The sequence below is a fragment of the Curtobacterium sp. ZW137 genome (genome assembly GCF_003762905.1).
GTDB lineage: Bacteria > Actinomycetota > Actinomycetes > Actinomycetales > Microbacteriaceae > Curtobacterium.
Map to the genome: position 1 here is coordinate 168,843 of NZ_RJKS01000002.1, position 25,961 is coordinate 194,803.

At 71.9% G+C, this 25,961-nt stretch carries 26 protein-coding genes; 13 read left to right on the plus strand and 13 right to left on the minus strand.

Annotated elements, in window-relative coordinates:
* Positions 1 to 12: 12 nt before the first annotated feature.
* Both EDF55_RS05960 and EDF55_RS05965 read right to left on the minus strand, forming a co-directional pair.
* Positions 13 to 270 carry a hypothetical protein gene (locus tag EDF55_RS05960; protein ID WP_123654035.1) on the minus strand — a complete coding sequence of 86 codons (258 nt, stop codon included), beginning with the start codon at positions 268 to 270 and terminating at the stop codon, positions 13 to 15.
* A gap of 11 nt (positions 271 to 281) precedes the next feature.
* The gene (locus EDF55_RS05965) at positions 282 to 1,613 is read right to left on the minus strand and encodes a PspC domain-containing protein (RefSeq protein WP_123654036.1); all 1,332 of its coding nucleotides are present in this window, start codon (positions 1,611 to 1,613) and stop codon (positions 282 to 284) included.
* 114 nt (positions 1,614 to 1,727) lie between these two features.
* Here EDF55_RS05965 and EDF55_RS05970 point away from each other — a divergent pair, with 114 nt between their 5' ends.
* Both EDF55_RS05970 and EDF55_RS05975 read left to right on the plus strand, forming a co-directional pair.
* Entirely contained in the window at positions 1,728 to 2,969 is a 1,242-nt protein-coding gene (locus tag EDF55_RS05970; RefSeq protein WP_123654037.1) for an ATP-binding protein, read from the plus strand.
* The gene (locus tag EDF55_RS05975; RefSeq protein WP_123654038.1) at positions 2,966 to 3,631 is read left to right on the plus strand and encodes a response regulator transcription factor; all 666 of its coding nucleotides are present in this window, start codon (positions 2,966 to 2,968) and stop codon (positions 3,629 to 3,631) included. Before EDF55_RS05970 ends, EDF55_RS05975 begins: the two co-directional genes overlap by 4 nt.
* 3 nt (positions 3,632 to 3,634) lie before the next feature.
* Here the strand turns inward: EDF55_RS05975 and EDF55_RS05980 are convergent, their stop codons facing one another.
* The 3 genes from EDF55_RS05980 to EDF55_RS05990 are packed head-to-tail and all read right to left on the minus strand — an operon-like array spanning position 3,635 to position 6,275.
* The gene (locus tag EDF55_RS05980) at positions 3,635 to 4,483 is read right to left on the minus strand and encodes an ABC transporter permease (RefSeq protein ID WP_123654039.1); all 849 of its coding nucleotides are present in this window, start codon (positions 4,481 to 4,483) and stop codon (positions 3,635 to 3,637) included.
* Positions 4,480 to 5,487, minus strand: coding sequence for an ATP-binding cassette domain-containing protein (locus tag EDF55_RS05985; RefSeq protein ID WP_123654040.1), 1,008 nt, complete (start codon positions 5,485 to 5,487; stop codon positions 4,480 to 4,482). The genes EDF55_RS05980 and EDF55_RS05985 overlap by 4 nt, the downstream gene beginning before the upstream one ends.
* Positions 5,488 to 5,546: 59 nt before the next feature.
* Positions 5,547 to 6,275, minus strand: coding sequence for a hypothetical protein (locus EDF55_RS05990; RefSeq protein WP_123654041.1), 729 nt, complete (start codon positions 6,273 to 6,275; stop codon positions 5,547 to 5,549).
* A gap of 134 nt (positions 6,276 to 6,409) precedes the next feature.
* Here EDF55_RS05990 and EDF55_RS05995 point away from each other — a divergent pair, with 134 nt between their 5' ends.
* Both EDF55_RS05995 and EDF55_RS06000 read left to right on the plus strand, forming a co-directional pair.
* Positions 6,410 to 6,841 (plus strand): helix-turn-helix transcriptional regulator, encoded by a 432-nt coding sequence (locus tag EDF55_RS05995; RefSeq protein WP_123654042.1) that lies wholly within the window; start codon positions 6,410 to 6,412, stop codon positions 6,839 to 6,841.
* Between the two features lie 10 nt (positions 6,842 to 6,851).
* Complete coding sequence (locus EDF55_RS06000; protein WP_123654043.1) at positions 6,852 to 7,256, plus strand: VOC family protein; 405 nt, start codon at positions 6,852 to 6,854, stop codon at positions 7,254 to 7,256.
* 84 nt (positions 7,257 to 7,340) lie between these two features.
* Here the strand turns inward: EDF55_RS06000 and EDF55_RS06005 are convergent, their stop codons facing one another.
* The 5 genes from EDF55_RS06005 to EDF55_RS06025 are packed head-to-tail and all read right to left on the minus strand — an operon-like array spanning position 7,341 to position 13,009.
* Entirely contained in the window at positions 7,341 to 8,912 is a 1,572-nt protein-coding gene (locus EDF55_RS06005; RefSeq protein ID WP_123654044.1) for an inositol monophosphatase family protein, read from the minus strand.
* Positions 8,909 to 9,970, minus strand: a complete 1,062-nt coding sequence (locus EDF55_RS06010; protein ID WP_260235842.1) for an ABC transporter ATP-binding protein — start codon at positions 9,968 to 9,970, stop codon at positions 8,909 to 8,911. Before EDF55_RS06010 ends, EDF55_RS06005 begins: the two co-directional genes overlap by 4 nt.
* A 26-nt stretch (positions 9,971 to 9,996) precedes the next feature.
* Positions 9,997 to 10,809: an ABC transporter permease gene (locus EDF55_RS06015; protein WP_123654046.1), complete on the minus strand. Its 813-nt coding sequence runs from the start codon at positions 10,807 to 10,809 to the stop codon at positions 9,997 to 9,999.
* Positions 10,806 to 11,855: an ABC transporter permease gene (locus tag EDF55_RS06020; protein ID WP_260235843.1), complete on the minus strand. Its 1,050-nt coding sequence runs from the start codon at positions 11,853 to 11,855 to the stop codon at positions 10,806 to 10,808. The genes EDF55_RS06015 and EDF55_RS06020 overlap by 4 nt, the downstream gene beginning before the upstream one ends.
* Entirely contained in the window at positions 11,852 to 13,009 is a 1,158-nt protein-coding gene (locus EDF55_RS06025; RefSeq protein ID WP_123654047.1) for an extracellular solute-binding protein, read from the minus strand. The genes EDF55_RS06020 and EDF55_RS06025 overlap by 4 nt, the downstream gene beginning before the upstream one ends.
* Positions 13,010 to 13,198: 189 nt before the next feature.
* Between EDF55_RS06025 and EDF55_RS06030 the strand changes: the two genes are divergently transcribed.
* Positions 13,199 to 13,681 carry a DUF3054 domain-containing protein gene (locus EDF55_RS06030; protein ID WP_123654048.1) on the plus strand — a complete coding sequence of 161 codons (483 nt, stop codon included), beginning with the start codon at positions 13,199 to 13,201 and terminating at the stop codon, positions 13,679 to 13,681.
* Positions 13,678 to 14,691 (plus strand): LacI family DNA-binding transcriptional regulator, encoded by a 1,014-nt coding sequence (locus tag EDF55_RS06035; protein ID WP_123654049.1) that lies wholly within the window; start codon positions 13,678 to 13,680, stop codon positions 14,689 to 14,691. The genes EDF55_RS06030 and EDF55_RS06035 overlap by 4 nt, the downstream gene beginning before the upstream one ends.
* 33 nt (positions 14,692 to 14,724) lie before the next feature.
* Here the strand turns inward: EDF55_RS06035 and EDF55_RS06040 are convergent, their stop codons facing one another.
* Positions 14,725 to 15,372, minus strand: a complete 648-nt coding sequence (locus EDF55_RS06040; protein WP_123654050.1) for a spermidine/putrescine ABC transporter substrate-binding protein — start codon at positions 15,370 to 15,372, stop codon at positions 14,725 to 14,727.
* Positions 15,373 to 15,407: 35 nt separating this feature from the next.
* A complete protein-coding gene (locus tag EDF55_RS06045) occupies positions 15,408 to 16,322 on the minus strand; it encodes a DUF3097 domain-containing protein (protein ID WP_123654051.1) in 915 nt (304 codons plus the stop codon).
* A gap of 93 nt (positions 16,323 to 16,415) precedes the next feature.
* Here EDF55_RS06045 and EDF55_RS06050 point away from each other — a divergent pair, with 93 nt between their 5' ends.
* The 7 genes from EDF55_RS06050 (at position 16,416) to EDF55_RS06080 (ending at position 24,837) form a co-directional block, all read left to right on the plus strand.
* Positions 16,416 to 17,465 carry a zinc-binding dehydrogenase gene (locus EDF55_RS06050; protein ID WP_123654052.1) on the plus strand — a complete coding sequence of 350 codons (1,050 nt, stop codon included), beginning with the start codon at positions 16,416 to 16,418 and terminating at the stop codon, positions 17,463 to 17,465.
* Positions 17,466 to 17,721: 256 nt separating this feature from the next.
* Positions 17,722 to 18,963 carry an ROK family transcriptional regulator gene (locus tag EDF55_RS06055; protein WP_123654053.1) on the plus strand — a complete coding sequence of 414 codons (1,242 nt, stop codon included), beginning with the start codon at positions 17,722 to 17,724 and terminating at the stop codon, positions 18,961 to 18,963.
* Between the two features lie 157 nt (positions 18,964 to 19,120).
* Entirely contained in the window at positions 19,121 to 20,461 is a 1,341-nt protein-coding gene (locus EDF55_RS06060) for an extracellular solute-binding protein (RefSeq protein ID WP_243698295.1), read from the plus strand.
* The gene (locus EDF55_RS06065; protein WP_207909605.1) at positions 20,461 to 21,504 is read left to right on the plus strand and encodes a carbohydrate ABC transporter permease; all 1,044 of its coding nucleotides are present in this window, start codon (positions 20,461 to 20,463) and stop codon (positions 21,502 to 21,504) included. The genes EDF55_RS06060 and EDF55_RS06065 overlap by 1 nt, the downstream gene beginning before the upstream one ends.
* Positions 21,504 to 22,397: a carbohydrate ABC transporter permease gene (locus EDF55_RS06070; protein ID WP_123654055.1), complete on the plus strand. Its 894-nt coding sequence runs from the start codon at positions 21,504 to 21,506 to the stop codon at positions 22,395 to 22,397. The genes EDF55_RS06065 and EDF55_RS06070 overlap by 1 nt, the downstream gene beginning before the upstream one ends.
* Before the next feature lie 8 nt (positions 22,398 to 22,405).
* A complete protein-coding gene (locus EDF55_RS06075) occupies positions 22,406 to 23,707 on the plus strand; it encodes a 6-phospho-beta-glucosidase (protein WP_123654056.1) in 1,302 nt (433 codons plus the stop codon).
* A complete protein-coding gene (locus tag EDF55_RS06080) occupies positions 23,695 to 24,837 on the plus strand; it encodes an N-acetylglucosamine kinase (protein ID WP_260235844.1) in 1,143 nt (380 codons plus the stop codon). Before EDF55_RS06075 ends, EDF55_RS06080 begins: the two co-directional genes overlap by 13 nt.
* Before the next feature lie 81 nt (positions 24,838 to 24,918).
* On the opposite strand, the gene gap is transcribed toward EDF55_RS06080, so the two are convergent.
* The gene (gene gap, locus EDF55_RS06085) at positions 24,919 to 25,944 is read right to left on the minus strand and encodes a type I glyceraldehyde-3-phosphate dehydrogenase (RefSeq protein WP_123654057.1); all 1,026 of its coding nucleotides are present in this window, start codon (positions 25,942 to 25,944) and stop codon (positions 24,919 to 24,921) included.
* Positions 25,945 to 25,961: the final 17 nt, after the last annotated feature.

The window sequence follows — 25,961 nt, forward strand, 5'->3', positions numbered from 1 at the left end:
GCGGCCGGTCGATCAGCGCTTCGGCCTGGCGATCACCGATGCGATGCCGGCGACCACGAGCAGCACCCCCGCGGCGATGCAGGCGCCCAGCGCGAGCGTCGTCGGGTCCACCGAGAACCACGGGAGCACCGTGACCGCCATCGCCGCGGCGAAGACGAGGAGCAGGACGCCCCAGAAGATCGTCCCGAAGCGTGCCGAGGGTCGGGGTCGCGGTGCCGGGACCGGGGTGGTCGCGGTCGGGTCGTCGTTCGTCATGTGCTCGTTCGTCATGCGCTCGTTCCTCACTGGTCCACTCGGACGGCGCGGGGCACGTCGACGCCCCCGCCGACGATCCACACCTGCACGGTCGTGACGTCGGCGGCCGCCGCCGTCCGCGCCGCCCGGTTCTCGACGGTCGTGGTCCCGAGGACGCCGCCCAGGTCGTCGTCCCCGTCCGTGTCGGTGTCGGTGTCGGTGTCGACGCCGTAGCCGACGCCGCTCACGTGCACCCGCACCGGGGCGTCGGCCGGCAGCAGGACCTCGGCTCCCCCGGCTCCGAGCCACAGGGTGACCCGCCCGCCCCCGTCGGCCTCGTCCAGCCCGCGCAGGTCGAGCGTCGGGCCACCGACGAGCATCGCGTAGTTCCGCTCGACGCCCTGCCCGACGTCGTCGACCCGCCAGGTCGTCCCACCGATCACCGTGACCTGCGTGCCTCCGGGCAGGATCCCGGTGACGACCAGCGCGACGACGCCGACGGTGGAGAAGAACCCGAGCCCGCCGCTCTCCCGTCCGCGGACGCCGGCGACGATCGTCGCGACGGCGAGCACGGCGACCGCGGCGGCGATGCCGAGCACGGCGATCGGCAGGTCCGTCTGCTGGGCCCAGACCGCGACCCCGGCACCGGCCACCAGGGCGATGCCGATGCTCACGGCGACGAACGGTGCGCCCGGCTGGCGCTCCGCACGCTCCGTGCGCCGCTCCGCCGCTCGCTCCCGCTCGGCCCGCACCCGTTCCTGGTGCTGACGGCTCCGGTCCGCCTCGGTGGCGGGCGCGGTCCACCGCCAGGAGGCACCGCTCGCGTCCGCCGGGGACGGCTCGTCGGCGCTGGTCCAGATGTCGCGTCGCGTGGCGGCTCCGGCGGTGTCCTGTCCGTCCGGTGGCCGTGGGCCACGACGGGCGAGCACCACGACGAGCCACACCGCGCCACCGACCAGGACGATCGTCCACGCGGTGCCGAGGGTCGCCGAGAGCCAGTCGGGCATGCCCCACGCCACCGGGACGCCCTGCCACCAGATGCCCTGCACGGCCGGCACGAAGGTCAGCACCACGAGGACGCCGATCGCGACGACGGCGGGGTCGAACACCCCGCGGACCAGTCGCTCGGCGTGGATCCGTCCCTCGGTGTCGGGCAGGAGCGCCCAGCCCGCGGCGTAGGCGAGGAACACCGGTCCGCCGAGCAGCGCGACGACGATCGCGACGCCGCGCACGACGAGCGGGTCGAGCCCGGTGCGCTGGGCGACGGCGCCGCAGACGCCGGCGAGCCAGCGGTCGTCCGAGCGGACGACGTGGATGCCCCGGATCCAGTCGAAGAAACGTGTCGCCGACGCGGGGCCGCCGGTCTCCTGCTGTGTCATGGGCACCAGCCTCGTGCCACCGGGACGTCGACGCCATCGGGGTTCGCCCTGATCGTCCCCTGATCCCTGCCCCGAGGACGACGGTCCCGGTGCCCGTGGTGCCAGGATTGCCCCATGCCGACCGCCAGCATGTCCCGACCGGCCCTCCGGGTCGTCGGTGGCGTCTGCGCCGGGTTCGCCGCGCACACCGGGATCCCGGTCGGCACGGTGCGCCTGGCCACGGCCGTGCTCGCGGTGTGCGGCGGCGCGGGGGTCCTGCTCTACGCGTGGCTCTGGGCGACGACCCCGACGCAGGGACCGGCGACACCGACGGCCCGCACGGCGATGCTGACCGAGCCGGCGACGGCCGCTGATGCGCACCGACGACGGGCACCGGTGGTGGAGATCCTGCTCGGCGCCGCGCTCCTCGCCGCCGGTGGGGCGATGGTCGCTGCGCGGCTCGGCGTGGACGTGCCGCTGGAGTTCGTCGTGCCCGGGATCGTCGTCGCGACCGGTGCCGCGCTCGCCTGGCGGCAGCTCGACGCCCTCCGGGACGTCCGCTCGGCGGGGTCCTCCGCGGTCGTCGTCCGTGCCCTCGGCGCGCTCGTGCTCGTCGTGCTCGGCATCCTGCTCTTCTTCACCTCGAGCACGCACCCGAACGTGTGGACGGTGCTCACGGCTGCCACCGCCGTCCTGCTCGGTGTCGCCGTGGTGGTCGCACCGTGGGTGGTCCGACTGGTCAGGGACCTCGCGGAGGAACGCGCGGGCCGCGTTCGCGAGGTCGAACGCGCCGAGATGGCCGCGCACCTGCACGACTCGGTGCTGCAGACACTGGCGCTCATCCAGCAGCGGGCCGAGCCGGGCTCCGACGCCGCCCGCCTCGCCAGGGCCCAGGAACGCGAGCTGCGCTCCTGGCTGTTCACGGATCAGGAGGAGCCGACGAGCGACCTCGGCGCGCAGCTCCGCGCGGTCGGCGCCGAGATCGAGACCGAGTACCCGGTGCGCGTCGAGGTGATCGCGATCGGGCCCGCCCGCGCAGACCTGCCGGACGGGCTCGTCGCCGCCGCGCGCGAAGCCGTGCTGAACGCCGCTCGGCACGCGGGCGGCACCGTGAGCGTGTACGCCGAGACGGCGGCCGACCGCGTCGAGGTCAGTGTCGGCGACCGCGGACCGGGGTTCGACGCGACGGCGATCCCGGAGGGCCGGTACGGCGTCCGTGAGTCGATCATCGGTCGGATGCGCCGGCTGGGCGGGACGGCGACCATCGGGCCGGGTCCTGGACGCACCGGGGCCGAGGTCCGGCTCACGCTGCCACTCCCCCACGGCGATGTGCGCGCCCACCCCGCCGAGGACCGTGCGACGAAGGAGACCCCGTGACCGAGCACGCCAGCCCACTGACCGTCGCGATCGTCGACGACCACTCCATCTTCCGAGCCGGCGTGCGCGCCGGACTGCCACCGAGCCTCCAGGTCGTCGGTGAGGCCGCGACGGTCGACGAGGCGGTCGACCTCGTCGCCACGACCGCGCCGCGCGTCGTCCTCCTCGACGTCCACCTGCCCGGCGGAGCGGGCGGTGGCGGCGCCGAGGTGATCACGCGGTCCGCGCCGGGGCACCCGGACACCCGGTTCCTCGCCCTGAGCGTCTCCGACGCGGCCGAGGACGTCGTGCGGGTGATCCGAGCCGGAGCCCGCGGCTACATCACGAAGAGCTCCTCGAGCACCGACGTCGCCGAGGCGGTCCGCCGGATCGCCGAGGGGGACGCCGTGTTCTCGCCGCGGCTCGCCGGGTTCGTCCTCGACGCGTTCGGCGCGGTGAGCGGGGAGACCGCGCAGGTCGACTCCGAGCTCGACCGGTTGTCGGCGCGGGAACAGGAGGTGATGCGGCTGATCGCCCGCGGCTACGCGTACAAGGAGGTCGCCGGAGACCTGTTCATCTCCGTGAAGACCGTCGAGACGCACGTCTCGAAGGTCCTGCGGAAGCTCCAGCTGTCCAACCGCCACGAGCTGACGGCCTGGGCACTCCAGCGGAAGCTGCTCTGAGCACTACTTCGAGCTGATCCGCGTGTACTTGTTCACCGACCACGGCACGAAGACGACGAGCATCACCGCGATGCCGATGAGCACCGTCGTGATCGGGTGCTGCATCGTCCAGATGTCCGGCACGGGGGCCGATCCGACGTTGCCGAACAGCTGTCGAGCCGCCTGCACCAGGGAGGACACCGGGTTCCACTCGGCGAACACGCGGAGCACCAGCGGCAGCGTGTCGCTCGGCACGAACGCGTTCGAGATGAACGTCAGCGGGAACAGGATCATGAACGACGCGTTGTTGATCACCTCCGGTGTCTTCACGCTCATGCCGAGCAGCGCCATCACCCAGCTGAACGCGTAGCTGAAGAGCAGCAGCAGTGCGACGCCGGCGAGGAACTCCAGCGGCGACGAGTTCACGCGCCACCCGACCGCCACACCGGTGAGCATCATGATGACCATCGAGATCGTGTTGAGCACGAGGTCGCTGTTGGTCCGGCCGACGAGCACCGCGGACGAGGACATCGGCAGGGTGCGGAACCGGTCGATGAGCCCTTCCTTGAGGTCCTGCGCCATCGCGGAGCCGGAGAACGTGGCGCCGAAGACGACCGTCTGGGCGAAGATCCCCGCCATCAGGAACTGCGTGTAGTCGGTGCCCTCGACCGAGATCGCGCCGCCGTACACCTGGCTGAAGAGCAGGACGAACATGATCGGCTGCAGGACCGCGAACACGAGCATGTCCGGCGACCGCTTGAGCTTGATCAGGTTCCGCTTCGTGACGGTCCAGCCGTCCTCGAACCAGACGGCGACCGGTGAGGTGACGACGACGGGCAGCTGTCGGCCCGGCGCGGTGATCGTGGCGGTCATCGTGCCGCCTCCTTCTGCTTCGACTGCTTCGCGGGGGCGGCGTCGCCGTCGTCTTCCGTCGCGGCGTGCCCGGTGAGCCGGAGGAACACGTCGTCGAGGGTCGGCCGGCGCATCCCGGCGTCGTGGAGGTCGATGCCCGCGTCGCCGAGGTCGGCGAGCACGCGCTGCAGCGCCGACGGACCGGCGTCGACCGCGATGGCACGGGTGCGGCCGTCGCCGGAGATCTCCACCTCGCCGACGCCGTAGCGGCGGAGGACCGTCGTGGTGGCGTCGCCGTCGCTGTCGTCGACGAGCGTGACCACGACCCGGTGCCCGCCGACCTGGGCCTTGAGGTGGTCGGAGGTGCCCTCGGCGATCACCGTCCCGTCGTCGATCACCGCGATGTCGTCGGCCAGCCGGTCGGCTTCCTCGAGGTACTGCGTGGTGAGCAGCACGGTCGCTCCCTCGGCGACGAGGTCCTCGATGATGCCCCACAGCGCCAAGCGGCTCCGCGGGTCGAGCCCGGTCGTCGGTTCGTCGAGGAAGAGCACGCTCGGGTTCATCACGAGCGCGCCCGCGAGGTCGATCCGTCGCCGCATGCCGCCGGAGAAGCCCTTCACGGGTCGGTCGCCGGCCTCGGACAGGTCGAACACGTCGATGAGTTCGCGGGCCCGCTGCCGGGAGGCCTTGCCACCGAGGTGGTAGAGCCGGCCGATCATCTCGAGGTTCTCGAACCCGGTGAGGTTCTCGTCGACCGCGGCGTACTGCCCCGAGACCCCGATCGAGCGCCGGGTGGCCTGCGGGTCCGCGACGACGTCGATCCCCGCGATGGAGGCCGAACCGCTGTCCGGCTTGATGAGCGTCGTGAGCACCTTGACCGTCGTGGTCTTGCCGGCCCCGTTCGGTCCGAGCAGCGCCTTCACGGTGCCCTGCGGCACCGAGAGGTCGAGTCCGGCGAGCGCGTGGACGGGTCCCGACTTCGATCGGTAGGTCTTGGTCAGCCCTGAGGCTTCGATGATGGCCATGCCGCTCCCTTGTCGAACATGGAATGTATCAGTAGTCCGGTTCGGAGCAGACCGCGGGATCAGACGTCGAAGCCGCCGCCGAAGTCACCACCGAAGTCGTCGAAACCACCACCGCCACCGCCGCCGCCGCCGAAGTCGGAACCGGAGCCGCTGTCGTCCCACGACGCGTTCTCGGCCCCAGTGTCCCCCGAACCACCGTCACTCGCATCCCCCGATGCGTCCGTACCGCCGTCGAAGGAGGACGGATCGGGCAGGAAGGCGCTCATCAGGGTCGACCCGATGACGTAGCCGGCCACGGTGCCGAGGATCGAGGCGCCGATCATGCTGCCGAACGACGGCCCCTGACGCTGCCCGAAGCCGCCGCCCATGCCACCGTTCGTCCCGCCGTTCATCCCGCCGAGCGACCGTTCGATGAACCCGGGCTGGCGGATCTCCGAACGGGTCGCCGACTGCGCGAGCGAGCGGGCGTCGTCACCACGGGGCGCGTCACCGGGCGGCGCGGTGCGGGTGAACTCGTCGTAGACCATCCGGCGCTGCTCGGGGGTGAGTCGCTCGAAGGCCTCGGCGTGCACTTCCTCGATGCGCTCGGGCGGGGCCGTCCGGAGCAGGTAGCGGTACCGGTCCACGGCCTGCTGGTCCTCGGGGCGAGCTCCGGCACCACCCCCGGCCGGCGCGGCGTCGTACGACTGCTGCCCGTACCGGTAGCCCTGCGGCTGCTGCGCGTTCCAGCCCTGCTGCTGTTGCTGCGATCGGTCTTCACGGCCGAGCAGACGGTCGAGGAATCCCATGGTGATGCTCCTTCGGGTGCGGGCACGATGTCCGTGGCTGCCACAGTAGGGTCGCCGATCGACGGGTGACTGAGTGCCCGCACAGAGTTCGCCCCAGAACACGAGGGCCACGCCACGAGGAGGAGGATGCCACCATGACCGCCGACGTCGAGGAGCTCCGTCGCCTGCGCCGTGCCCGCAGCCGGATGGACCGCGAGTACGCCGAACCGCTCGACGTCCCCGCGCTCGCCGCCGGGGCGTTCATGTCGACCGCGCACTTCAGCCGCCGCTTCCGCGACGCGTACGGCGAGACCCCCTACGCGTACCTGATGACCCGACGGATCGAACGCGCCCAGGCACTCCTCCGCGCCGGGGACATGAGCGTCACCGACGTCTGCGTGGCCGTGGGCTGTACGAGTCTCGGGTCGTTCTCGTCCCGGTTCACGGAGCTCGTCGGCATGACGCCGACCGAGTACCGCGCCGCCGACCACTCCGACCTCGCCGGGGTGTGGAGCTGCCACGCGATGGTCGTCACCCGGCCGGTCCGAGCAGTTCTGGAGAAGCGCGCCGCCCCCGCCGGGACCTAGTGTCGCTCGCATGACGATCCAGATCAGCGGCGTGCACGTGCTCGCCGACGACATCGACGCCGCCGTCGCCTTCTACCGCGACGCGATCGGCTTCTCCGTGCGCAACGAGGTCGAGAACAGCGGGTTCCGCTGGGTGACCCTCGTGAGCGACACGCACCCGGACCTCGAGCTCGTGCTCTCCGAACCGCACGCCGGCCGGTCCCAGGCGGACGGCGACGCGATCGCCGCGCTCCTGGCGAAGGGGGCGCTGTCGATGCTGCAGCTCCGCGTCACGGACCTCGACGCGGTCTTCGACCGGATCACGGCGAGCGCCGACGCCGAGGTGCTGCAGGAACCCACGGAGCAGTTCTGGGGTGTCCGCGACGCCGCGGTCCGCGACCCCGCGGGCAACATGGTCCGCATCGCCCAGGCCTGACCGCCCCGCCGCCGCAGCGGCCGGTCACCCGCCGCCGCAGCGCCCGGTCACCCGCGGCCGGTCATCCGCCGCCGCGGCGCCCGGTCACCCGCGCAGCGCGTCCACCCACACGGCGTGCAGCTCGTCGGCCGCCCCGGGGTGCGCCACCAGGAACGGCACCCCGACCGGCGGGAACCCGTCGACCGGGCCGTCCGCCGTCATCACGACGCCACCGGCCTCGTGCACGAGGAGCACCGCGGCCCCGTGGTCGACCGGGTCGAACGCCGACACGCATCCGCCGATCCCCCGGCCGGCCGCGACCTGCGCGATCGTGAGCGTCCCGGAGCCGAGCACCCGGAGCGTGCAGGAGCGGGCGGCGAGCGCGTCGAGGAACGTCCCGAAGCCCGGCCACGGCAGGTGCCCGTCGAGCTCGGTCCCGACGACGGCGCCGGCGAGCGGCCGCGGGGTGTCGTCGAGCCGGAGCTGCCGGTCGCGGATCGTGGCACCGCGTCCACGCCGTGCCTCGAGCACCTCGCCGCGCCACGGGTCCGCGACGACGCCGACGACCGGGTGCCCGCTCCGCGTGAGGCAGAGCGACATGCTGGTCCACGGGATGCCGTTCGCCAGGTTCGTCGTGCCGTCGACGGGGTCGAGGTACCACCGGTGCTTGTCCCCGGGCGCCGCGCCGTACTCCTCGCCGGTGAAGCCGTGCGTCGGGAACACCGCGCGGACCCGGCCGCGGACGTGCTGTTCGACGAGCCGGTCGACGTCGGTGACCAGGTCCGCGACGTGCGCCTTCGTCGTCACGGAGCCGACGGGGTGCTCCCGTGTGAACGCGATCACCTCGTGCGCGATCCGGTGGGCGAGCGCCCGCGCGCGCGACGCCACCTCGGCCTCGGTCGGCTCGCGGACGGCGTCCGGCCACCCGTCTCGTTCGGCCGCCTCGAGCGCGGCCCGCACCGGGCCGACGTCGTTCGTCGTGATCGAGTCGACGCCGAGCCGCGCCGCCCAGATCGCCGGCTCGACGTCGTCGACCGTCCACACGGACACCTGCAGGCCGAGGTCGTGCGCCGCCCGGACGGTGGCCGGGGTGAGGAACGCCACGTCGAGGTTCAGCGTCGCCGGCGCGAGCTCGTCCAGGTCCGCCGGCGTCGGCGGCTCGAGCGACTCCCACGCCAGCCACACGTCGGCCTCCGGCAGCACCGACCGGACCGCGACCATCGCCTCGGGCGCACCGCACCACGCCACCGACACGGCGCCGGCGAACGCGGCGACGGCGTTCGCCGCCACCAGCGCGTCCGCCGCCGAGGTCAGGTCGACGAGGAGCGTCGACCGGCATCCGTCCAGGCGCTCCAGCACGGCGTCGAGCCGCGGGATCCGGTCGAGGCCGTTCCCGAGCCGCGCCACGTCGCACCACGACACGTCCGCGATGCGCCGCGCGTCGCCCCACATCCGGCCGAGGGTCTCGTCGTGCAGGAGCACCGCGACCCCGTCGGCGGTGCGCCGGACGTCGACCTCGATCGCGTCGGCGCCGAGCGCCTCGGCGACCGCGACGGCGGGCAGCGTGTTCTCCCGGCGGACCCGCGGCGCACCGCGGTGCGCGACGAGCCGTGGCGGACGCACGCCGGGCCTCCCGTCCGGGGTGACGGCGACCGCCTGCACGACCTCCGCGCTCATCGCGTGCCCCCGACCAGGACGCCGGAGCTGTAGACGAGGACGGCACCGATCCGGACACCGGTGGTGCTGCCGACCACCGGTGGCGGGCCGGTGACGAAGGAGCGGAGCTCCGACTCGCCGGCCGTGAGGACGACCTCGGCGAAGTGGCCGCGCATGAGCACCCGGGACACCGTCGCGGTGACGGGGCCGTCCGCGACCAACGTCACTGCTTCCGGGCGGACCAGGACCTCGTCGCCCGCGGCGGACGGCGTCGTGACCGCGGCGAGGAACGCGCCGGAGACCGTGCTGGTCGAGCCGATGAACGACGCGACGAAGCGCGTCGCCGGAGCCGCGTAGAGTTCCGCCGGCGCCGCGACCTGCTCGATCCGTCCGTCGTGCATCACCGCGATCCGGTCCGAGACGCTGAGCGCCTCGTCCTGGTCGTGGGTGACGATCACGGTCGTGATGCCGAGGCGCTGCTGGATGCGCCGGATCTCGTCGCGCACGCTCACCCGGAGCTTCGCGTCGAGGTTCGACAGCGGCTCGTCGAGGAGCAGCACGTCCGGCTCCTGGACGATCGCACGAGCGAGCGCGACGCGCTGCTGTTCGCCGCCGGAGATCGCCGTCGGCTTCGAGGTCGCGTGGTGCGTCAGCCCGACGAGGTCGAGCGCCGCTCGCACCCGGTCCGCGATCTGCGCCTTCGGCACACGACGGGTCCGGAGCGGGAAGGCCACGTTCTGGGTCACCGTCATGTGCGGCCACAGCGCGTAGTTCTGGAACACCATCGCGCTCGGACGGCGTTCCGGCCCGAGCGGGGTGACGTCGCGGCCGCCCATGGCGACCGTGCCGCCGTCCACGGCGAGGAAGCCGGCCACCATGCGGAGCGTGGTCGTCTTGCCGCAGCCGGACGGCCCGAGGAGCGAGACCAGCTCGCCCTTCGCGACGTCGAGGTCGATCCCGGCGACCACGTCGCGGCCGCCGAGCGTCTTCCGCAGACCGCGCAGCGCCAGTCCGTCGGTGGTCGGGATGTCGGTCTGGAGGCTCGGTGCGGGTTCCGCGACGAGCGTCGTGTCCGTCATGGGGTCGCCTTTCGTGCTGGTGAGGGTCATCGGATCTGGAAGCCGTCCGCGAGGCGGCCGCCCATGATGTGCTTCCGGGCGAGCGTCATGAGCACCACCGACGGGATGCTCAGCGCGATCGCGAAGACCGCCGAGACCTGTCGTGGCGAGTTCAGGACGAGGGAGTACATCGCGGTCGGCATCGTCATGTAGGTCGGGGCGCCGACGAGGTACGTGCCCTGGGCCTCGTCGAAGGACGCCAGGAACGACATCACCGCGGCGACGAGGATCCCGGGCCAGGCGATCGGGAACGTCACGCTCCAGAACGTCCGCCAACGGCTCGCCCCGGCGTCACGAGCCGCTTCCTCGAGCGAACGCGGAACCGCCGAGAATGCCGCGGCGGGCAGCCACGTCATGAACACCACGCACCCGAGGACGTGCACGATCAGGATGCCGGTGACGGTGTTCATCAGGTTCAGGGCCGTGAACATCGCGGACATCGTCACGAAGAGCCCCATCTTCGGGAACGCGTTCGTCGCGAACAGCCCGACGAGGACGATGCGCCGGCCCGGGAACTCGATGCGGCTGATCGCCCAGGCCGCGGGGAGGCAGATCACCGCGGCGATGAGGACCGTCAGCGGTGCGAGCACGAGCGAGTTCTGCACCGCGACGCCGAGGGACGGGTCCTCGAAGACCGTCGCCCACCACTGCATGGTCCAGCCGTCCGGCAACAGGTTCGGGTACGTCCACGACGTGGCGAACGCGCGCGCGGCGAGCCACAGCAGGGGGCCGGCGATGAACACCGCGAGCACGACCGCGGTCGCCCAGACCAGGGTGGTGCCGGTGAGTCGCTTGATCACGAAGGCTCCTTCTGCAGTTCGCCCGCGTTCGAACGGACCGTCGAGCGGAGGTAGAAGACGCTGGCCGCCGCGGCGAACGCGAACACGATGAAGGCCATCGCGGTCGACTGCTGCGGTCGGTTGTACGCCTGGAAGTACTTGGAGATGTCGACACCGAGCATCGTCGGGGCGTTCGGGCCGGTGAAGTACGGCACCGTGAACGAGCCGAGGACCCCGATGACGGTGAAGGTCACGGCGATGACGATCGGCGTCGTCGCCATCGGCAGGAGCACCTGCCAGACCACCCGCCACGTGCTCGCGCCGGCGTCCTTCGCGGCCTCGATGAGGGCGTCCGGCGTCCCCTGGAGGGCACCGGCGATCATCAGCACCGCGAACGGCAGGCTCGTCCAGACGCTGCCGAAGACGACGGCGACGAGGGTGTACCCCCAGACCGGGAAGTCCATCCCGAACTGCGCCGCGATGCTCCGGAGGAAGCCCTGCGCGTTGGTGAACGTCAGGATCGACCAGCTCGCGATGACGACCGGGACGAAGATCGGCACGACGGCCAGCACGCTGAGCGTCTTCCCGACGACGCCGCCGCGGAGCCGCAGGATCACCGCGACGACGACCGCCAGCGCGATCGTCAGGCCGGTGGACAGCGCGGTGACGCCGAGCGTGGCGGCGAGGTCACGGAGGAACACCGGGTTGCCGAGCAGCGTGCCGTAGACCGCGAGCGAGAAGCCGTGCACGGTGTCCTGGCCGATGTCCGCGAGTGCCTGGTTCAGGCCGCCGGTGAACCCGAGGCTGAAGAGCGCGGCGTTCACCACCGGGACGCCGACGAACAGGACCACGACGAGGACCGGCGCGGCGACGAGGGCGATGCCCTGGACCCGCCGGCGGCGGCCGGTCCGCTCCTCGGCCCGGCTCGGCTGTCCGGGCGTGCTCCGGCCGGGCTGCCCGGGCGTGCGCTGGCTCGGCTGCCCGGGCGTGCCCTCGACGCGAGCGGGGACGGGCGGGAGGCCCGTGGCGGAGTCGCCGCGGGCCTCCCGGTCGGTGATCTGCGTCACTGCGGGACCTTCGCGTCCCACGCCGCGTTCATGTCGGCGGCGAAGTCGCTCTGGAACCCGAGGCGGAGCTTCGACGGGTTCGCGTCCGCGAACTGGTCCGCGACCGACTTCGGCAGCGAGTCGAGCGGGATGACCGGGTAACCGGAGACGGCACTCGCGACGAGCTGCTGGCCCTTCGAGCTCAGGACGAAGTCGGCGAGTTCTTCGGCAGCGGCCTTCTTCGCCGCCGGCTCCGTCTTCGGGATGCCGAGGAAGCTCGCGCTGCCCGTGAACGACGGGTCGGTGATCTGGATCGCCTTGACCGTCTTCGGGATCACGCCGGTCTTCTGCGAGGTGATGAACTGGTCGCTCCAGACCGGCGCCATCGAGATCTGGCCGCTGCCGAGGAGCTGCACGACCTGGTCGTTGCCGTTCGGGTAGACGCCCTTCTGGTACATCGAGGAGCCGAGGGCCTCGAGCTTCGCGAAGCCCTCGTCCCACTTCGACTCGAGCGACTTGTCGTACGTGGTCTGCATCGTCTCCTGCTCGGACGCCGACAGGTACTTCGCGAGGACCGTGGCGACGAACGAGCCGCCGGAGCCACCCGAGGACGGGGAGTTGTACGCGAACTGGCCCGGGTTGGCCTTGATCCAGGCGAGGAGGTCGTCGAGGGTCTCCGGGGCGTCCGTGACCTTCGTCGAGTCGTAGGCGAGCAGCACGCTCGAGGCCCGGTACGGGATCGCGCTCGTGCCGCCCTGCTCCTTCGTCGCCTCGGGGACGTCCTCGAGGTTCGGGATGCTGCTGTCGCTGACCTTCGCCATCAGGCCGGCCTTGCCCGCGGTGGTGACGAAGCCGGCGTCGACCAGGTCGTACGCGACGGACTTACCGGCCTTGACGGCGGTCGCGAGGTTCGCCTGGGTCTGGGCGTCGTGCTCGCCGTGCAGGTCGATGCTCGTGCTGACGTGGATCTCCGGGTTCGCCTTCTCGAAGGCGGGGATGAGCGACTTCTCCCAGAGGTCCTGGACGTTCGTGTCGCCGCTGATGAACACGGTGAGGTTGACTGTGCCGCTGCTGGAGTCGGCGGCGTTCGAGGCGTTGGCGCTCTGCACGCAGCCCGACAGCGCGACGGTCGCGGCGGCCGCGATCGCGAGGCCGGCGAGGACTCGGGTCTTCACGTCGATGTTCTCCCTGGTTCGTGGGGTGGGGGTGATGTGGTGCGGGTGGTGGTGCGGTGGTGGTGCGGGAACGTTCCCGCACCGTGGTCGAGTGTGGCGCTGCCCGGTGAACGGCGGGTGCCCCGCCCGTGCAGCCCCGGTGAACGCTGCGGTGCGCGCGGCCCCGAGGAGGGCTGCGAGAATGGCGTCGTGACCGATCGCACCTGGGGCTGGCTCGCAGCCGTCATCGACGTCGTGCTCATCGTGGTGTTCGCCCTCATCGGGCGTTCCTCGCACGGGGAGACGAACTCCATCGGCGCGCTGTGGACCACCGCGTACCCGTTCCTCGCCGGCTGGGCGATCGCCTACGTCACGAGCGGGGCATGGGCTCGACCGCTGAAGACCTGGCCGACCGGCGTCGTCGCGTGGATCCTGACCGTCTTCGTCGGCATGGCGATCCGGGTCGCGACGGGACAGGGCGTCGTGGACGGCAACCCGCTCCCCATCTCGTTCCTCATCGTCGCCACGGTCGTCCTCGGGGTCTTCCTGCTCGGTTGGCGGCTCGTCGCCCGCGGCGCCCTGCGCGCGGTGGCCGCACGGAGGAGCACATCCGCCCCCGCCCTCGGCGACCCGACGAAGGGCGACCCGGCAGCGGACCCGTCGAACAGCCCGGGCGTCACTCCCGGCACGTGAACGGCACACGGGGAACGCAACCGACGATCCTCGACGTCGCGGCACGAGCCGGCGTGTCGAAGTCCGCGGTGAGCCGCGTGCTGTCCGGTTCCGGCCGGTTCTCCGACGAGACCCGTGAACGTGTCGAGCGCGCGGTCGCCGAGCTCGGCTACGTCGCGAACGCGATGGCCAGGGGTCTCGTCAGCGGACGGACCAACACCATCGGCATGCTCGTCCGTGACGCCTCCTCGATGCTCTACACCGCCCTGCACGCGGTCATGGAGCAACGGGCCTCCGAGCTCGGGTACCGCGTCGTCACCACCACCGGTGTCGGACGCGTCGAGGACGAGAAGTCGGCGCTCGCAGCCCTGGTGTCGATGCGGGTCGACGGGCTCGTCGTCTGCAGCGGCCTGCTGCCCTCGGCTGACATCGCCGAGTTCGCACCACGGATCGCGACCGTGGTGGCCGGTCGACCGGAGCTCCATCCGGCACTGTCGAGCGTGTACTGCGACGAGGCCGACGGTGGCGCACGGATCGCCGACGCCGTTGCCGACGCCGGACACCGGAAGGTCGTCGTGCTCACCGTCCCCATCGACAACGCACTCACGCAGCATGCTCGTTCCCGCGCGATGGTCGGACGGTTGCGCGAACGCGGCATCGCGACGGTCGACATCGACGCGAGCTTCGTCCGTCCCGCCGACGACATCGCGGCAGACGTCATCGAGACGATGGAACTCTCCGGCACGACCGCGGTGATGTGCCCGACGGACCGGATGATGCTCGACGTGTGCGATGCCCTCGCGAAGCGCGGCATCGACGTCCCCGGTGATGTCTCGGTGACCGGTTTCGACGGCGTCTACCCGCTCGCGAACGACTGGATCGGGTTCACGACGCTGCAGCAACCCGTCGACCGCATCGGTCGGGAGGCCATCGACCTCGTCATCGGCCGCATCGACGACCCGACACGGCCGGTGGAGCACCGCTCCCTCCGAGGAACGGTCGTGCCGGGACGGACGCTCGTCCGCCGGTAGGCACGAACGGCGGGCACGACGCGCGGCCATCCGTCAGAACAGGCCTCCGCGCGACCCGTCCCCCTCGAGTCCGCGGAACATGTCCGACACCAGTGCTTCGATCTGCGGCTCGACGAGACGCTCCACGGCCTCGGTGATCCGCGGTCGGTGGTCGATCAGCGCGAGGCACACGGCAGTGCCGGTCGACCGTGCGCACTCGTCGGAGAGGTCGATCTCGTGACGGAGCGCCGCCTTCGCCTCGTCCGACAGCGGTTCGCGCGGCGCGGCCTGTGACGCTCCGGTGCCCGCGAGCCCCTCGAGCGTGAAGAGGAACGGCGCTCCCTCTTGCGGCTGCGGGTCGACGTCGAGCCCCTGGAACTCGGGCGAGAGCCCCTCGGCCGGCTGGTACCCCTCGTGCCGCTTCCGTGCGGCGGCACGCTCGAGCTCACGCTGCAGCAGCGGCAGGTTCTTCGCGGTGTAGTCGTCGACCGAGTCCTCGATGATGGTCGAGATGCGGCCGATCAGGGCGTGCTGCACGGGGTGCGGCACGTCCGGTCCGAACCCCGCGGCGCTGGCGATCGGCGACCCGGTGCACTTCCGGCAGATGCGGGTGCGCGGTCGGGCGGTGCCGATCTGCCACCGTGGGAGCCACCGCAGCCAGACGTCGACGGCGTTCCGCACGCGCCCGTCGATGCCGTCCATGGTCCAACGATACGGACTGCGCGCCCGGAGCGGCGCTATGCGGTCGGCTCGGTGACGAAGTCGATGAGCTCCTCGACGCGCCCGAGCAGCGCCGGCTCCAGGTCGGCGAAGGTCCGCACCTGCCCGAGGATCCGCTGCCAGGCCCTGGCGATGTCGGCCTGCTCGGCGTTCGGCCACCCGAGCGCCTGGCAGATCCCCTTCTTCCACTCGATCGACCGCGGGATCGTCGGCCAGGCCGTCAGCCCCACCCGCGCGGGCTTGACCGACTGCCAGACGTCCACGAAGGGGTGCCCCACGACGAGCACGTGGGCTCCCCACTTCCCGCGCATCACGGCGTCCGCGAACCGGGACTCCTTCGACCCGGGGACCAGGTGGTCGACGAGCACCCCGACGCGACGCTCCCGTGACGGCCGGAACTCGTCGAGCACCTCCGCCAGGTTGTCGACGCCGGACAGTTCCTCGACGACGACGCCCTCGACGCGGAGGTCCGCTCCCCAGACCTTCTCCACCAGTTCGGCGTCGTGCTTGCCCTCGACCATGATCCGGGAGGGCAGCGCGATCCGCGCGCGCTGCGACTCGACCGCGAAGGAACCCGAGGCGGTCCGGAGCCGACCACCATCGGACGCGTGCCTGACCGTGGGACCGGCACCGGGCCTCCTGGCCGGCGGAGCAGCCGCGGCAGACCGCCCGACCGGCGCCTGCGGCCGACCCAGCGTGACGAGCTCGCCCTCGAGCAGGAACTGCCCGTCGAAGGGGAAGGCGCGGGTGCGGCCCTTCCAGTCCTCGAGGGAGACGTTGCCGGCCTCGAGCCCGACGACGGCGCCGGCCCACCCGGATGCCGGGTCCTCCAGCACCATGTCGCGTTCGAGCGGCACCTGCCGCACCTTGTTCACGCCCTTCGAGCGCCAGTCGCCCGAGAGCACGTCGCTGCCGTACCGGTCGTCGTCCACCCGCACGAGGGTACTGTCGAGTGGTCCCGCAACGGCGCTGGCGGACGGCGCGTTCCCGCGCCCGAACGAACCACAGAACGGAAAGGCACGCCCGTGCGCGCAGCAGTCATCCACGCCCCTCGCGACATCCGCGTCGAGGACCTCGACCAGCCCGAGCTGATCAGCCAGCGCGACGTCGTCGTCAAGGTCGCCGCAGCCTGCGTGTGCGGGTCGGACCTCTGGCCCTACCGCGGCGTCACCGAGACCAAGCACGCCCGACCGATCGGCCACGAGATGGTCGGCGAGGTCACCGCGGTCGGGGCCGAGGTCACCGGCATCGCGGTCGGCGACTTCGTGATCTCCCCCTTCACCATGAACGAGGGCACCTGCCAGGCGTGCCGAAACGGCATGACCTCCGGCTGCGAGCACCTCTCCGGCTTCGGCGGGAAGGACGCCTACGGCGACCCGGTCGGCGGCGCGCAGGCCGAGTACGTCCGCGTCCCCGACGCATCGGCGACCCTGGTCGTCGTCCCCGGACCGGTCGACCCCGCGCTCGTCCCGTCGCTCCTGACGCTGTCCGACGTGTTCTCCACCGGGCACCACGCCGCGGTCTCCGCGGGCGTCGGCCCCGGCAAGACCGTCGTCGTGGTCGGTGACGGCGCCGTCGGGCTCTGCGCGGTCCTCGCGGCGAAGCGCCTCGGCGCCGAGCGCATCATCGCGATGAGCCGGCACGCGGACCGGCAGGCGCTCGCACAGGAGTTCGGTGCGACCGACATCGTCGAGACCCGCGGCGACGAGGGCGTGCAGGCGGTCCGGGACCTGCTCGGCGGCGACCTGGCGGACTGCGCGGTCGAGGCGGTCGGCACCGAGCAGAGCATGGACCAGGCACTGCACGTCGTCCGGCCCGGTGGCGCGCTCGGCTTCGTCGGCGTCCCGCACGGGGTGCCGACCATCGGGATGCGGTACCTCTTCGACACGAACATCACCGTCGGTGGCGGGATGGCCCCGGCCCGGGCGTACATCCCGGAGCTGCTGCCGGACGTGCTGTCCGGCGCCATCGACCCCGGCCGGGTCTTCGACCTGGAGCTCCCGCTCGACGAGGCCGCCGAGGCCTACGCCGCGATGGACGAGCGCCGCGCGATCAAGGTGCTGCTGCGCCCGTAGGTGCACCGCGCGTTCCCACCCATGACGCTTGCGGTGGGAAGGTGAATCGCGCGTGGGAGGTCGGAACTTCCGACCGCCTACGCGCGATTCGACTCACCACGCACGATTCGACCCGCTGACCCCGCCCCGCCACACTCCACCCCGCCCCGCCCCGCCCCCGCCGCGGACCCCCGGCGTGTTTCGCGGAACGGAACGCGTGTTTCGGAACTGTGAACAAACCTTTCAGTAAAGAAGGTTGTCCGTTACAGTCCTCGACATGACCACACGAGGACGCACCCCCGGGCAGCCCGCCCTGCTGCGCGTGCTCAACGACCGCGCCGCCCTCGGCATGCTCCTCGACGACGGCCCGATGACCCGGAACGAGATCGCGCAGCGCACCGGGCTGAGCAAGCCGACCGCCGCCGAGATCATCCGCCGGCTCGAAGCGGCCGGGCTGATCCACGAAGCCGGCACCGAGACCCAGACCGGCCGCCGCGGCCCGAGCGCCGTCGTGTACGGCGCGACGACCGACCGGGACCTCGCCGTCGCCGTGGACGTCCAGCTCGTCGACGTCCGCTCCACCGTGGTCGACGCCACCGGGCGCACCTACCCCGTGGCCGAGCACCGGATGAGCGACGCGGAGGTGCGCGCCCCCGGCGAGGACATCGTCGCCGCCGCGGTCGGCCGCGCCGCAGCAGCCGCCGGCGTCGACCCGGACCTGGTCACCGCCGTCGCCGTGGGCGTCCAGGCATCCGTCGACCACGCCACCGACACCCTCATCTTCACCGACGGGCTGCCCGGCTGGCCGCGCGAACAGGTGTCGGCCACGCTCTCCAGGGCACTCGGTGTGCAGGTCGTCGTGGAGAACGACGCGAACCTCGCCGCGATCGCCGAACGGAACATGGGTGCCGGCCGCGCGCTCGGCTCCTTCGCCCTGCTGTGGATGGCGGAGGGCCTCGGCATGGCCCTCGACCTCGGCGGCCGCCTGCACGCCGGAGCATCCGGCGCCGCGGGTGAGATCGGCTACCTGAGCGTGCCCGCCGACGCGCTCCCCCTCGACCCGACGGCCACGATCGTCGCGGACCTCATCTCCGAGACCGCGATCACCGCGCTCGCCGCCGAACACGGGATCACCGCACCGGACGGCACCGCTGCCGACTGGCGCCAGGTGCTCCCGCAGCTGCCCGGCCTCCCCGAGCAGCACCCCTTCACGACCGCCCTCGGCGAGCGCGTCGGGCACAACGTGCTCCCCGCGCTCGCCGTCGCCGATCCCGAGACGGTCGTCCTGCACGGCCCGACCGGGATCGCGGGCGGTCCCGCCCTGGCCGCCGCCGTGACCGCCTGGCTCCGGACCCGCTCCCGCTGGTCCACCGCCGTTGTGGCGCCCGGTGTCCCCGACACACCCGTCCTGCACGGCGCACGTCACGTCCTCATCGACGTCGTGCGCACCGCGCTCGCGGACCGGCTCGACCGCATCAGTGACGATGCGACCGAACCGGATCCCGTCCAGCGCGCCTGAGCCAGCACCAACCGCCAGCTCCACCTCCTGTACCGGCACCACTCGAGCCACACCCCAGCCCTGCCAGAGGGCTCTTCGGCGCGCCCGGAACCGGCGCCGCACGTCCGTGCGGCGTCCACCGGACGCGTCGGAGCGAGACCAGAGAGCGAGTCATCCCGTGTCACTCCCCCGCACGCACCTCAGGCGGATCCTCACCGCCACCGCCGTCGCCGCCACCGGCGCGCTCGTCGTCGCCGGCTGCAGTTCCGGCAGCAGCGCGGCGTCCATCGACGAGAGCGCCCCGAAGACCCTCAAGGGCACCGTGTCCCTGTGGCACTTCTTCACCGGCCGTGAAGCCGGCGTCGTCAAGAAGGCCGTCGCCGGCTTCGAGAAGGCGAACCCCGACGTCACGGTCGACATCCACGCCGGCCAGGACGACGAGAAGCTGCAGAAGGCGATCTCGTCCGGGCAGAACATCGACGTCGGCCTGTCGTACTCGACCGCGATCGTCGGGAGCTTCTGCTCCTCGGGCGCCTTCCGCGACCTGTCGCCGTACATCAAGCGCGACAAGGTGGACCTGTCCGACATCCCGAAGGCCGTGCAGGGCTACACCGAGTACAAGGGCACCCGCTGCACGCTCCCGGCCCTCGCCGACGTCAGCGCGCTGATGTACAACAAGCCCGCCATGCAGGCCGCCGGCATCAGCACGCCGCCGAAGACGCTCGACGAGCTCAAGACCGACGCGCTGAAGATGACGACGTACAACGCGGACGGCTCGATCAAGCAGCTCGGCTTCAACCCGCTCATCGACTTCTACGAGAACTCGCCCGAGCACTGGGCACCGATGATCGACGGCACCTGGCTGGACAGCAAGGGCAACAGCGAGATCGGCACCTCCGCCGCCTGGAAGAAGCTCATCGAGTGGCAGAAGGGCTTCGTCGACGCGATCGGCTACGACAAGCTCAAGGCGTTCACGTCCGGCCTCGGCCAGGAGTTCGCCGCGGACAACGCGTTCCAGACCGGGCAGGTCGCGATGCAGATCGACGGTGAGTACCGCACCGCGTTCATCAAGGACCAGAAGCCGGACCTGGACTACGGCACCGCGCCGACCCCGGTGATGGACGGGCTGGGCAACTACGGCTCGACGTACATCGCGGGCAACGTCGCGGGCATCGCGAAGGGCTCGAAGAACCCGGAGCTCGCCTGGGCGCTGCTGGAGTACCTGTCCACGAACACGGACGCGCAGGTCACGATGGGCAACGGGCTGAAGAACATCCCGACCCTCACCTCCGCGCTGACCTCCCCCGACCTCGAGGTCGACGCCAACTACAAGACCTTCGTCGACGTCGCCGGGAACAAGGACACGATGACCTCGCCCGCCACGGCGGACGGCGCCGCGTACATCGGCACCTTCACGAAGTTCTGGCAGGCCTACCAGGAGAACGGCGGCGACCTCGACGCCAAGCTCAAGAAGCTGGACTCCGACATCGACAACGCGAACCAGCTGGCTGGTCCGTGATGAGTGTCCCCACCAAGACCGTCTCCGGCCGGGAGGCGCGGCTCGCCCGTTCCTCCCGGCCCGCGGGCCCGACGGGGTCGGGTCCGGTACCCGCCACGGCTCCGCCCCGTCGGCGCCGCTCCGCCGACTCCCGCCGCCGACTCGTCGCGCTGACGATGCTGGCGCCGGCCCTGCTGGGCCTCGTGGTGTTCTTCGCGTACCCGCTGGTGGCGTCGATCTTCTACTCGTTCACCCGCTACAACCAGCTGCAGGAGCCGCAGTTCGTCGGCCTGCTGAACTACCGGTTCCTGTTCACCCAGGACCCGCAGGTCGGCGCAGCGGCCCTGAACACGCTCTGGTTCGTCGTCATCCTGGTGCCGGTGCGGATCGTGTGCGGGCTCCTCGTCGCCGGGCTGCTCAGCCGGGCGAAGACCGCGACGGGGTTCTGGCGGACGCTGTTCTACCTGCCCGCCCTGGTCCCGCCGGTCGCGAGCGTCGTGGCCTTCGTGTTCCTGTTCAACCCCGGCACCGGGCCGGTCAACCAGATCCTCCGGGTGTTCGGCATCGACGGTCCGCTGTGGTTCAACGACCCGTCGTGGTCGAAGCCCTCGCTCGTGATCATGGGCGTCTGGGTGATGGGCGACATCATGATCATCTTCCTGGCGTCGCTCCTCGACGTGCCGCGCGACCTCTACGAGGCGGCGTCGCTCGACGGGGCGAACGGCGTCCAGCAGGTGCGGCACATCACGCTGCCGACGATCGCCCCGGTGATCGGCTTCGCCGCGGTGACGGGGGTGATCGCGGCGCTGCAGTACTTCACGGAGGCCGCGGTCGCCTCGGGTGTCGCGAGTGGCAAGGCCACGATCGGCGGTGGGACGGCGGCGCAGCTCGGGTACCCGGGCACGTCGCTCCTGACCTACACCGAGCTGCTCTACCAGCACGGGTTCGCGAACTTCCAGTTCGGCTACGCGTCCGCGATGGCCGTCGTGCTGTTCGTGATCACCGCGATCGTGCTCGTGTTCACGATGCGCCGGATCAGTGTGTTCCGGCCGGAGGAGTCCTGATGACCGCCGTCTCCCAGTCGCCGCTCGCCCGGGCACCCCGTGGCGCAGCGCCCGGAGCAGCCCGCGGGCCGCGTCGCAGCCTGCTGCTCTGGATCGCCGAGCACGCCGCACTCGTCGCGCTCGGTGTCGTCACCCTCGCCCCGATCGTCTTCGTGATCCTGACCTCGCTGATGTCGAGCAACCAGGCGCTGACGGCGTCGATCCTGCCGCGGCCGTTCGACTTCTCGAACTACGCCAGGGTCTTCACGGAACTGCCGCTCGCGCAGTGGTTCGGCAACTCGGCCCTCTACGCCGTGCTCGCGACCGCGTTCATGCTCGTCAGCTCGGTGCCGGCCGCGTACGCGCTGGCGCAGATCAAGTTCAAGGGCGCGAACCTGATCTTCACGGTGATCATCGTCGCGATGCTCCTGCCCCCGCAGGTCACCGCGGTGCCGGTCTACGTGATGTGGTCGCACCTGCACCTGACGGGCACGTTGTGGCCGCTGATCCTGCCGAACCTGCTCGGGGACGCGTTCAGCATCTTCCTGCTCCGGCAGTTCTTCATGACGATCCCGAAGGAGTACGGCGACGCCGCACGGATCGACGGCTGCGGTGAGTGGCGCGTGCTCTGGCGCGTCATCGTGCCGATGGCCCGGCCCGGCATCGCATCAGCGGCGATCTTCATGTTCTTCAACTCGTGGAACGACTACTACGGCCCGCTCCTCTACGCGTCCGAGAACCAGGCCGCCTGGCCGGTGGCGTACGGGCTCGCCACGTTCCGCGGGCAGCACGGCACCGACTGGTCGATGACGATGGCGATGACCGTCGTCGTCATGGTCCCGGTCGTCGTCATCTTCTTCTTCGCACAGAAGGCATTCGTCGAGGGCATCGCGCTCACCGGCGTGAAGGGATAAGCACCACAGTGAAACTCGCAGTCATCGGTGGCGGTTCCACCTACACCCCCGAACTCGTGGACGGCTTCGCCCGGCTCCGCGACCAGCTCCCCATCGACGAGCTCTGGCTCGTCGACCCCGACCCCGTCCGCCGCGAACTCGTCGGCGGTGTGGCGAAGCGCATGTTCGCACACGCCGGGCACCCCGGCACCGTGCACGTCACCGACGACGTCGTCGCCGGGGTCAGCGACGCCGACGCCGTGATGTTCCAGCTCCGCATCGGCGGGCAGGCTGCACGGCAGCAGGACGAGACCTGGCCGCACGAGGCCTGCTGCATCGGGCAGGAGACGACGGGGCCGGGCGGGTTCGCCAAGGCCCTCCGCACCGTGCCCGTGGTCCTGGAGTACGCCGAACTCGTCCGGAAGCACGCCAAGCCGGACGCCTGGATCGTCGACTTCACGAACCCGGTCGGCATCGTCACCCGCGCGCTCCTCGAGGCCGGGCACCGCGCCGTCGGGCTCTGCAACGTGGCGATCGGCTTCCAGCGCCGGTTCGCCGCGGAGTTCCAGGTCGCACCGTCCGCGGTCCGGCTCGACCACGTCGGGCTGAACCACCTGACGTGGGAGCGCGGCGTGCACGTCACCGACGCCGACGGCCGGACCCGTGACGTCCTCGACGACCTGCTCGGCGCCGACGCCCTCGACCGCACCGCCGAGAGCGTGCACATGCACCCGGACCTGCTCCGCCTGCAGCACGCGATCCCGTCGTACTACCTGCGCTACTTCTACAGCCACGACATCGTGCTCGAGGAACAGCTCCACGAGCCGACCCGCGCCGAGGCCGTGATGGCGACCGAGCGTGCCCTGCTCGCGAAGTACGCCGACGAGTCCGTGGTCACGAAGCCCGCCGAGCTCGAGCAGCGCGGCGGTGCGTACTACTCGGAGGCGGCGATCGACGTGCTGTCCTCGATCCTCGGCGACCGCGGTGACGTGCAGGTGCTCAACGTCCGGAACGACGGCACCTTCCCGTTCCTGCCCGACGACCACGTGATCGAGGTCCCGGCCCGCGTGACCCGGCAGGCGATCACCCCCCTGCCGGTCGCGCCGCTCGACGCGGACATGGTCGGGCTCGTGTCGCACGTCGCCGGGTACGAGCGGCTCGCGCTCGACGCGGCCGTGCACGGCGGACGCGACCGCGTGCTCCGCGCGATGTGGGCCCACCCCCTCGTCGGACAGGTGGACAAGGCCGAGAAGCTCACCGACCTGCTGCTGGCCGCGAACGCGGAACACCTGCCGTGGACGCGATCGGAGCAGGTGACGTGGGCGGGCTGAGCCGCGGCGGCGGGGCGGGGGTGACCCCGGCCTCCAGGCCGACCCGCGACACGACGGACGCGAGCGGCCCGTCGGACGTGGGCCGTGCGCCGGACGGGGGCACCACGGACGCCGGCCGTGCGCCGGACGTGGTGCTCGCCGTGGACGGCGGCGGCAGCAAGACCGACGTCGTCGCGATCGCCCTCGACGGCACGCTCGTGGGGCACGCCCGCGGGCCCGGGTCGAACCCGCAGACCCGCGGGTGGGAGCTCGCCGGACCGATCCTCGACGACGTCCGCGGGCGGGTCGTCCACGCGCTCGACGGTGCGCGCGTCCTGACCACGCACGTGTACCTCGCGGGGCTCGACCTGCCCGACGAGATCACCGCGGCCACGGCGGCGCTGCAGCACTGGGCGCAGGACGGCGGGGCACCGGACGTCCTCGACAACGACCTGTTCGCGCTGCTCCGCGCCGGCACCCTGTCGCCGGACGCCGCCGCGGTGGTGTGCGGCACCGGCATCAACGCGCTCGCGGTGCGGGCCGACGGTGCGACCTCGCGGTTCCCGGCGATCGGGGACGTGTCGGGCGACTGGGGCGGTGGCGCGTACCTCGGCAACCGGGCACTGTGGCACGCGGCCCGGGCGGAGGACGGCCGCGGACCGGCGACGGCGCTGACGGCTGCGGTCCCGGCAGCACTCGGGCTCGGCACCGTCCGCGAGGTCACCGAGGCCGTCCACTTCGGCCGCCTCGACCAGAGCGTGTTCAACCGGCTCTGCCCCGTGCTCTTCGAGATCGCTGCCACGGGCGACCCGGTCGCCGCCGGGGTCGTGGCGCGGCAGGCGGAGGAGATCGTGCTGCTGGCGTCGGTCGCCCTCGGGCGGCTCGGCCTCGGCGCCGCCGGTTCGTCGGTCCCCGTCGTCCTCGGCGGGGGCGTGCTCGCCGCCCGGCACCCGCTGCTCGTCGACGCGGTCGTCGGCGGGTTGGCGGCCCGTGTGCCGGGCGCGGTGCCCACGTGGGTGACCGCTCCCCCGGTGCTCGGTGCGGGGCTCGCGGCGCTGGAGTCCGTCGGCGCGGAGCCCGCGGCGCTCGAGCGGTACCGGGCCGCGGTGCTGTCGCGGTCGTTCGCGTCCACGACGGCGCGCATCGCGTAGCCGCGGCCGGTCTGGTCGCGGAGAGCGACAGTGCTCGCCCCGGAGACGGGCGAGCACTGTCGCTTTGCGCGACCGCTCCGGCTAGACCGCCACCGCCGGCGCGCCCGCGCGCGCGAGCATCCCGAGCGTGTCGACGACCCGGTTCGAGAAGCCCCACTCGTTGTCGTACCAGGCGACGACCTTCACGTGCCGCCCGCCGTCGACCCGGGTGAGCAGGGAGTCGAACACGCTCGACTCGCTCCGCCCGGTGATGTCCGTCGACACGATCGGGTCCGCCGTGAACGCCAGCACCCCGGCGAGCGGCCCGGCAGCAGCGGCCCGGTACGCCTCGTTCACCTGCTCGACGGTGACGTCCCGCGCGACGACGGTGTTCAGCTCGACGATCGACCCGACGGGCACCGGCACGCGGATGGCGTCCCCCGACAGCTTGCCGTCGAGTCGCGGGAGCACCAGCCCGATCGCCTTCGCGGCACCGGTGGTGGTCGGCACGATGTTCACCCCGGCCGCACGGGCACGGCGCAGGTCGCGGTGCGGCCCGTCCTGCAGGTTCTGCTCCTGCGTGTACGCGTGCACGGTCGTCATGAACCCGTGCTCGATGCCGGCGAGGTCGTCGAGCACCGACGCCAGCGGTGCGAGCGCGTTCGTGGTGCAGCTCGCGTTGCTGATCACGGTGTGGACCGCCGGGTCGAAGGTGTCCGAGTTCACGCCGTAGGCGATCGTCGCATCTGCACCGGTCGCGGGCGCGCTGATCAGCACCCGGTGCGCGCCGGCCGTCAGGTGCGCGGCGGCGGCGTCCCGGGCCGTGAAGCGGCCGGTGGACTCGAGGACGACCTCGACGCCGAGGTCACCCCACGGCAGGTCGGCGGGCTCGCGGGAGGCGAGGACGCGGATCCGTCGGCCGTCGATCACGAGGGTGTCGCCGTCGACCTCGACGGTGCCGTCGAAGGGTCCGAGCGCGGAGTCGTAGCGGAACAGGTGAGCGAGGGTCTCCGGTGCGGTCAGGTCGTTGACGGCGACGACGTCGAGGTCGTCACCGCCCCGGGCGACGAGTGCGCGGAGGGTGTTGCGGCCGATCCGGCCGAAGCCGTTGATCCCGATGCGGGTCATGGGGGTTCCTTTCGTTC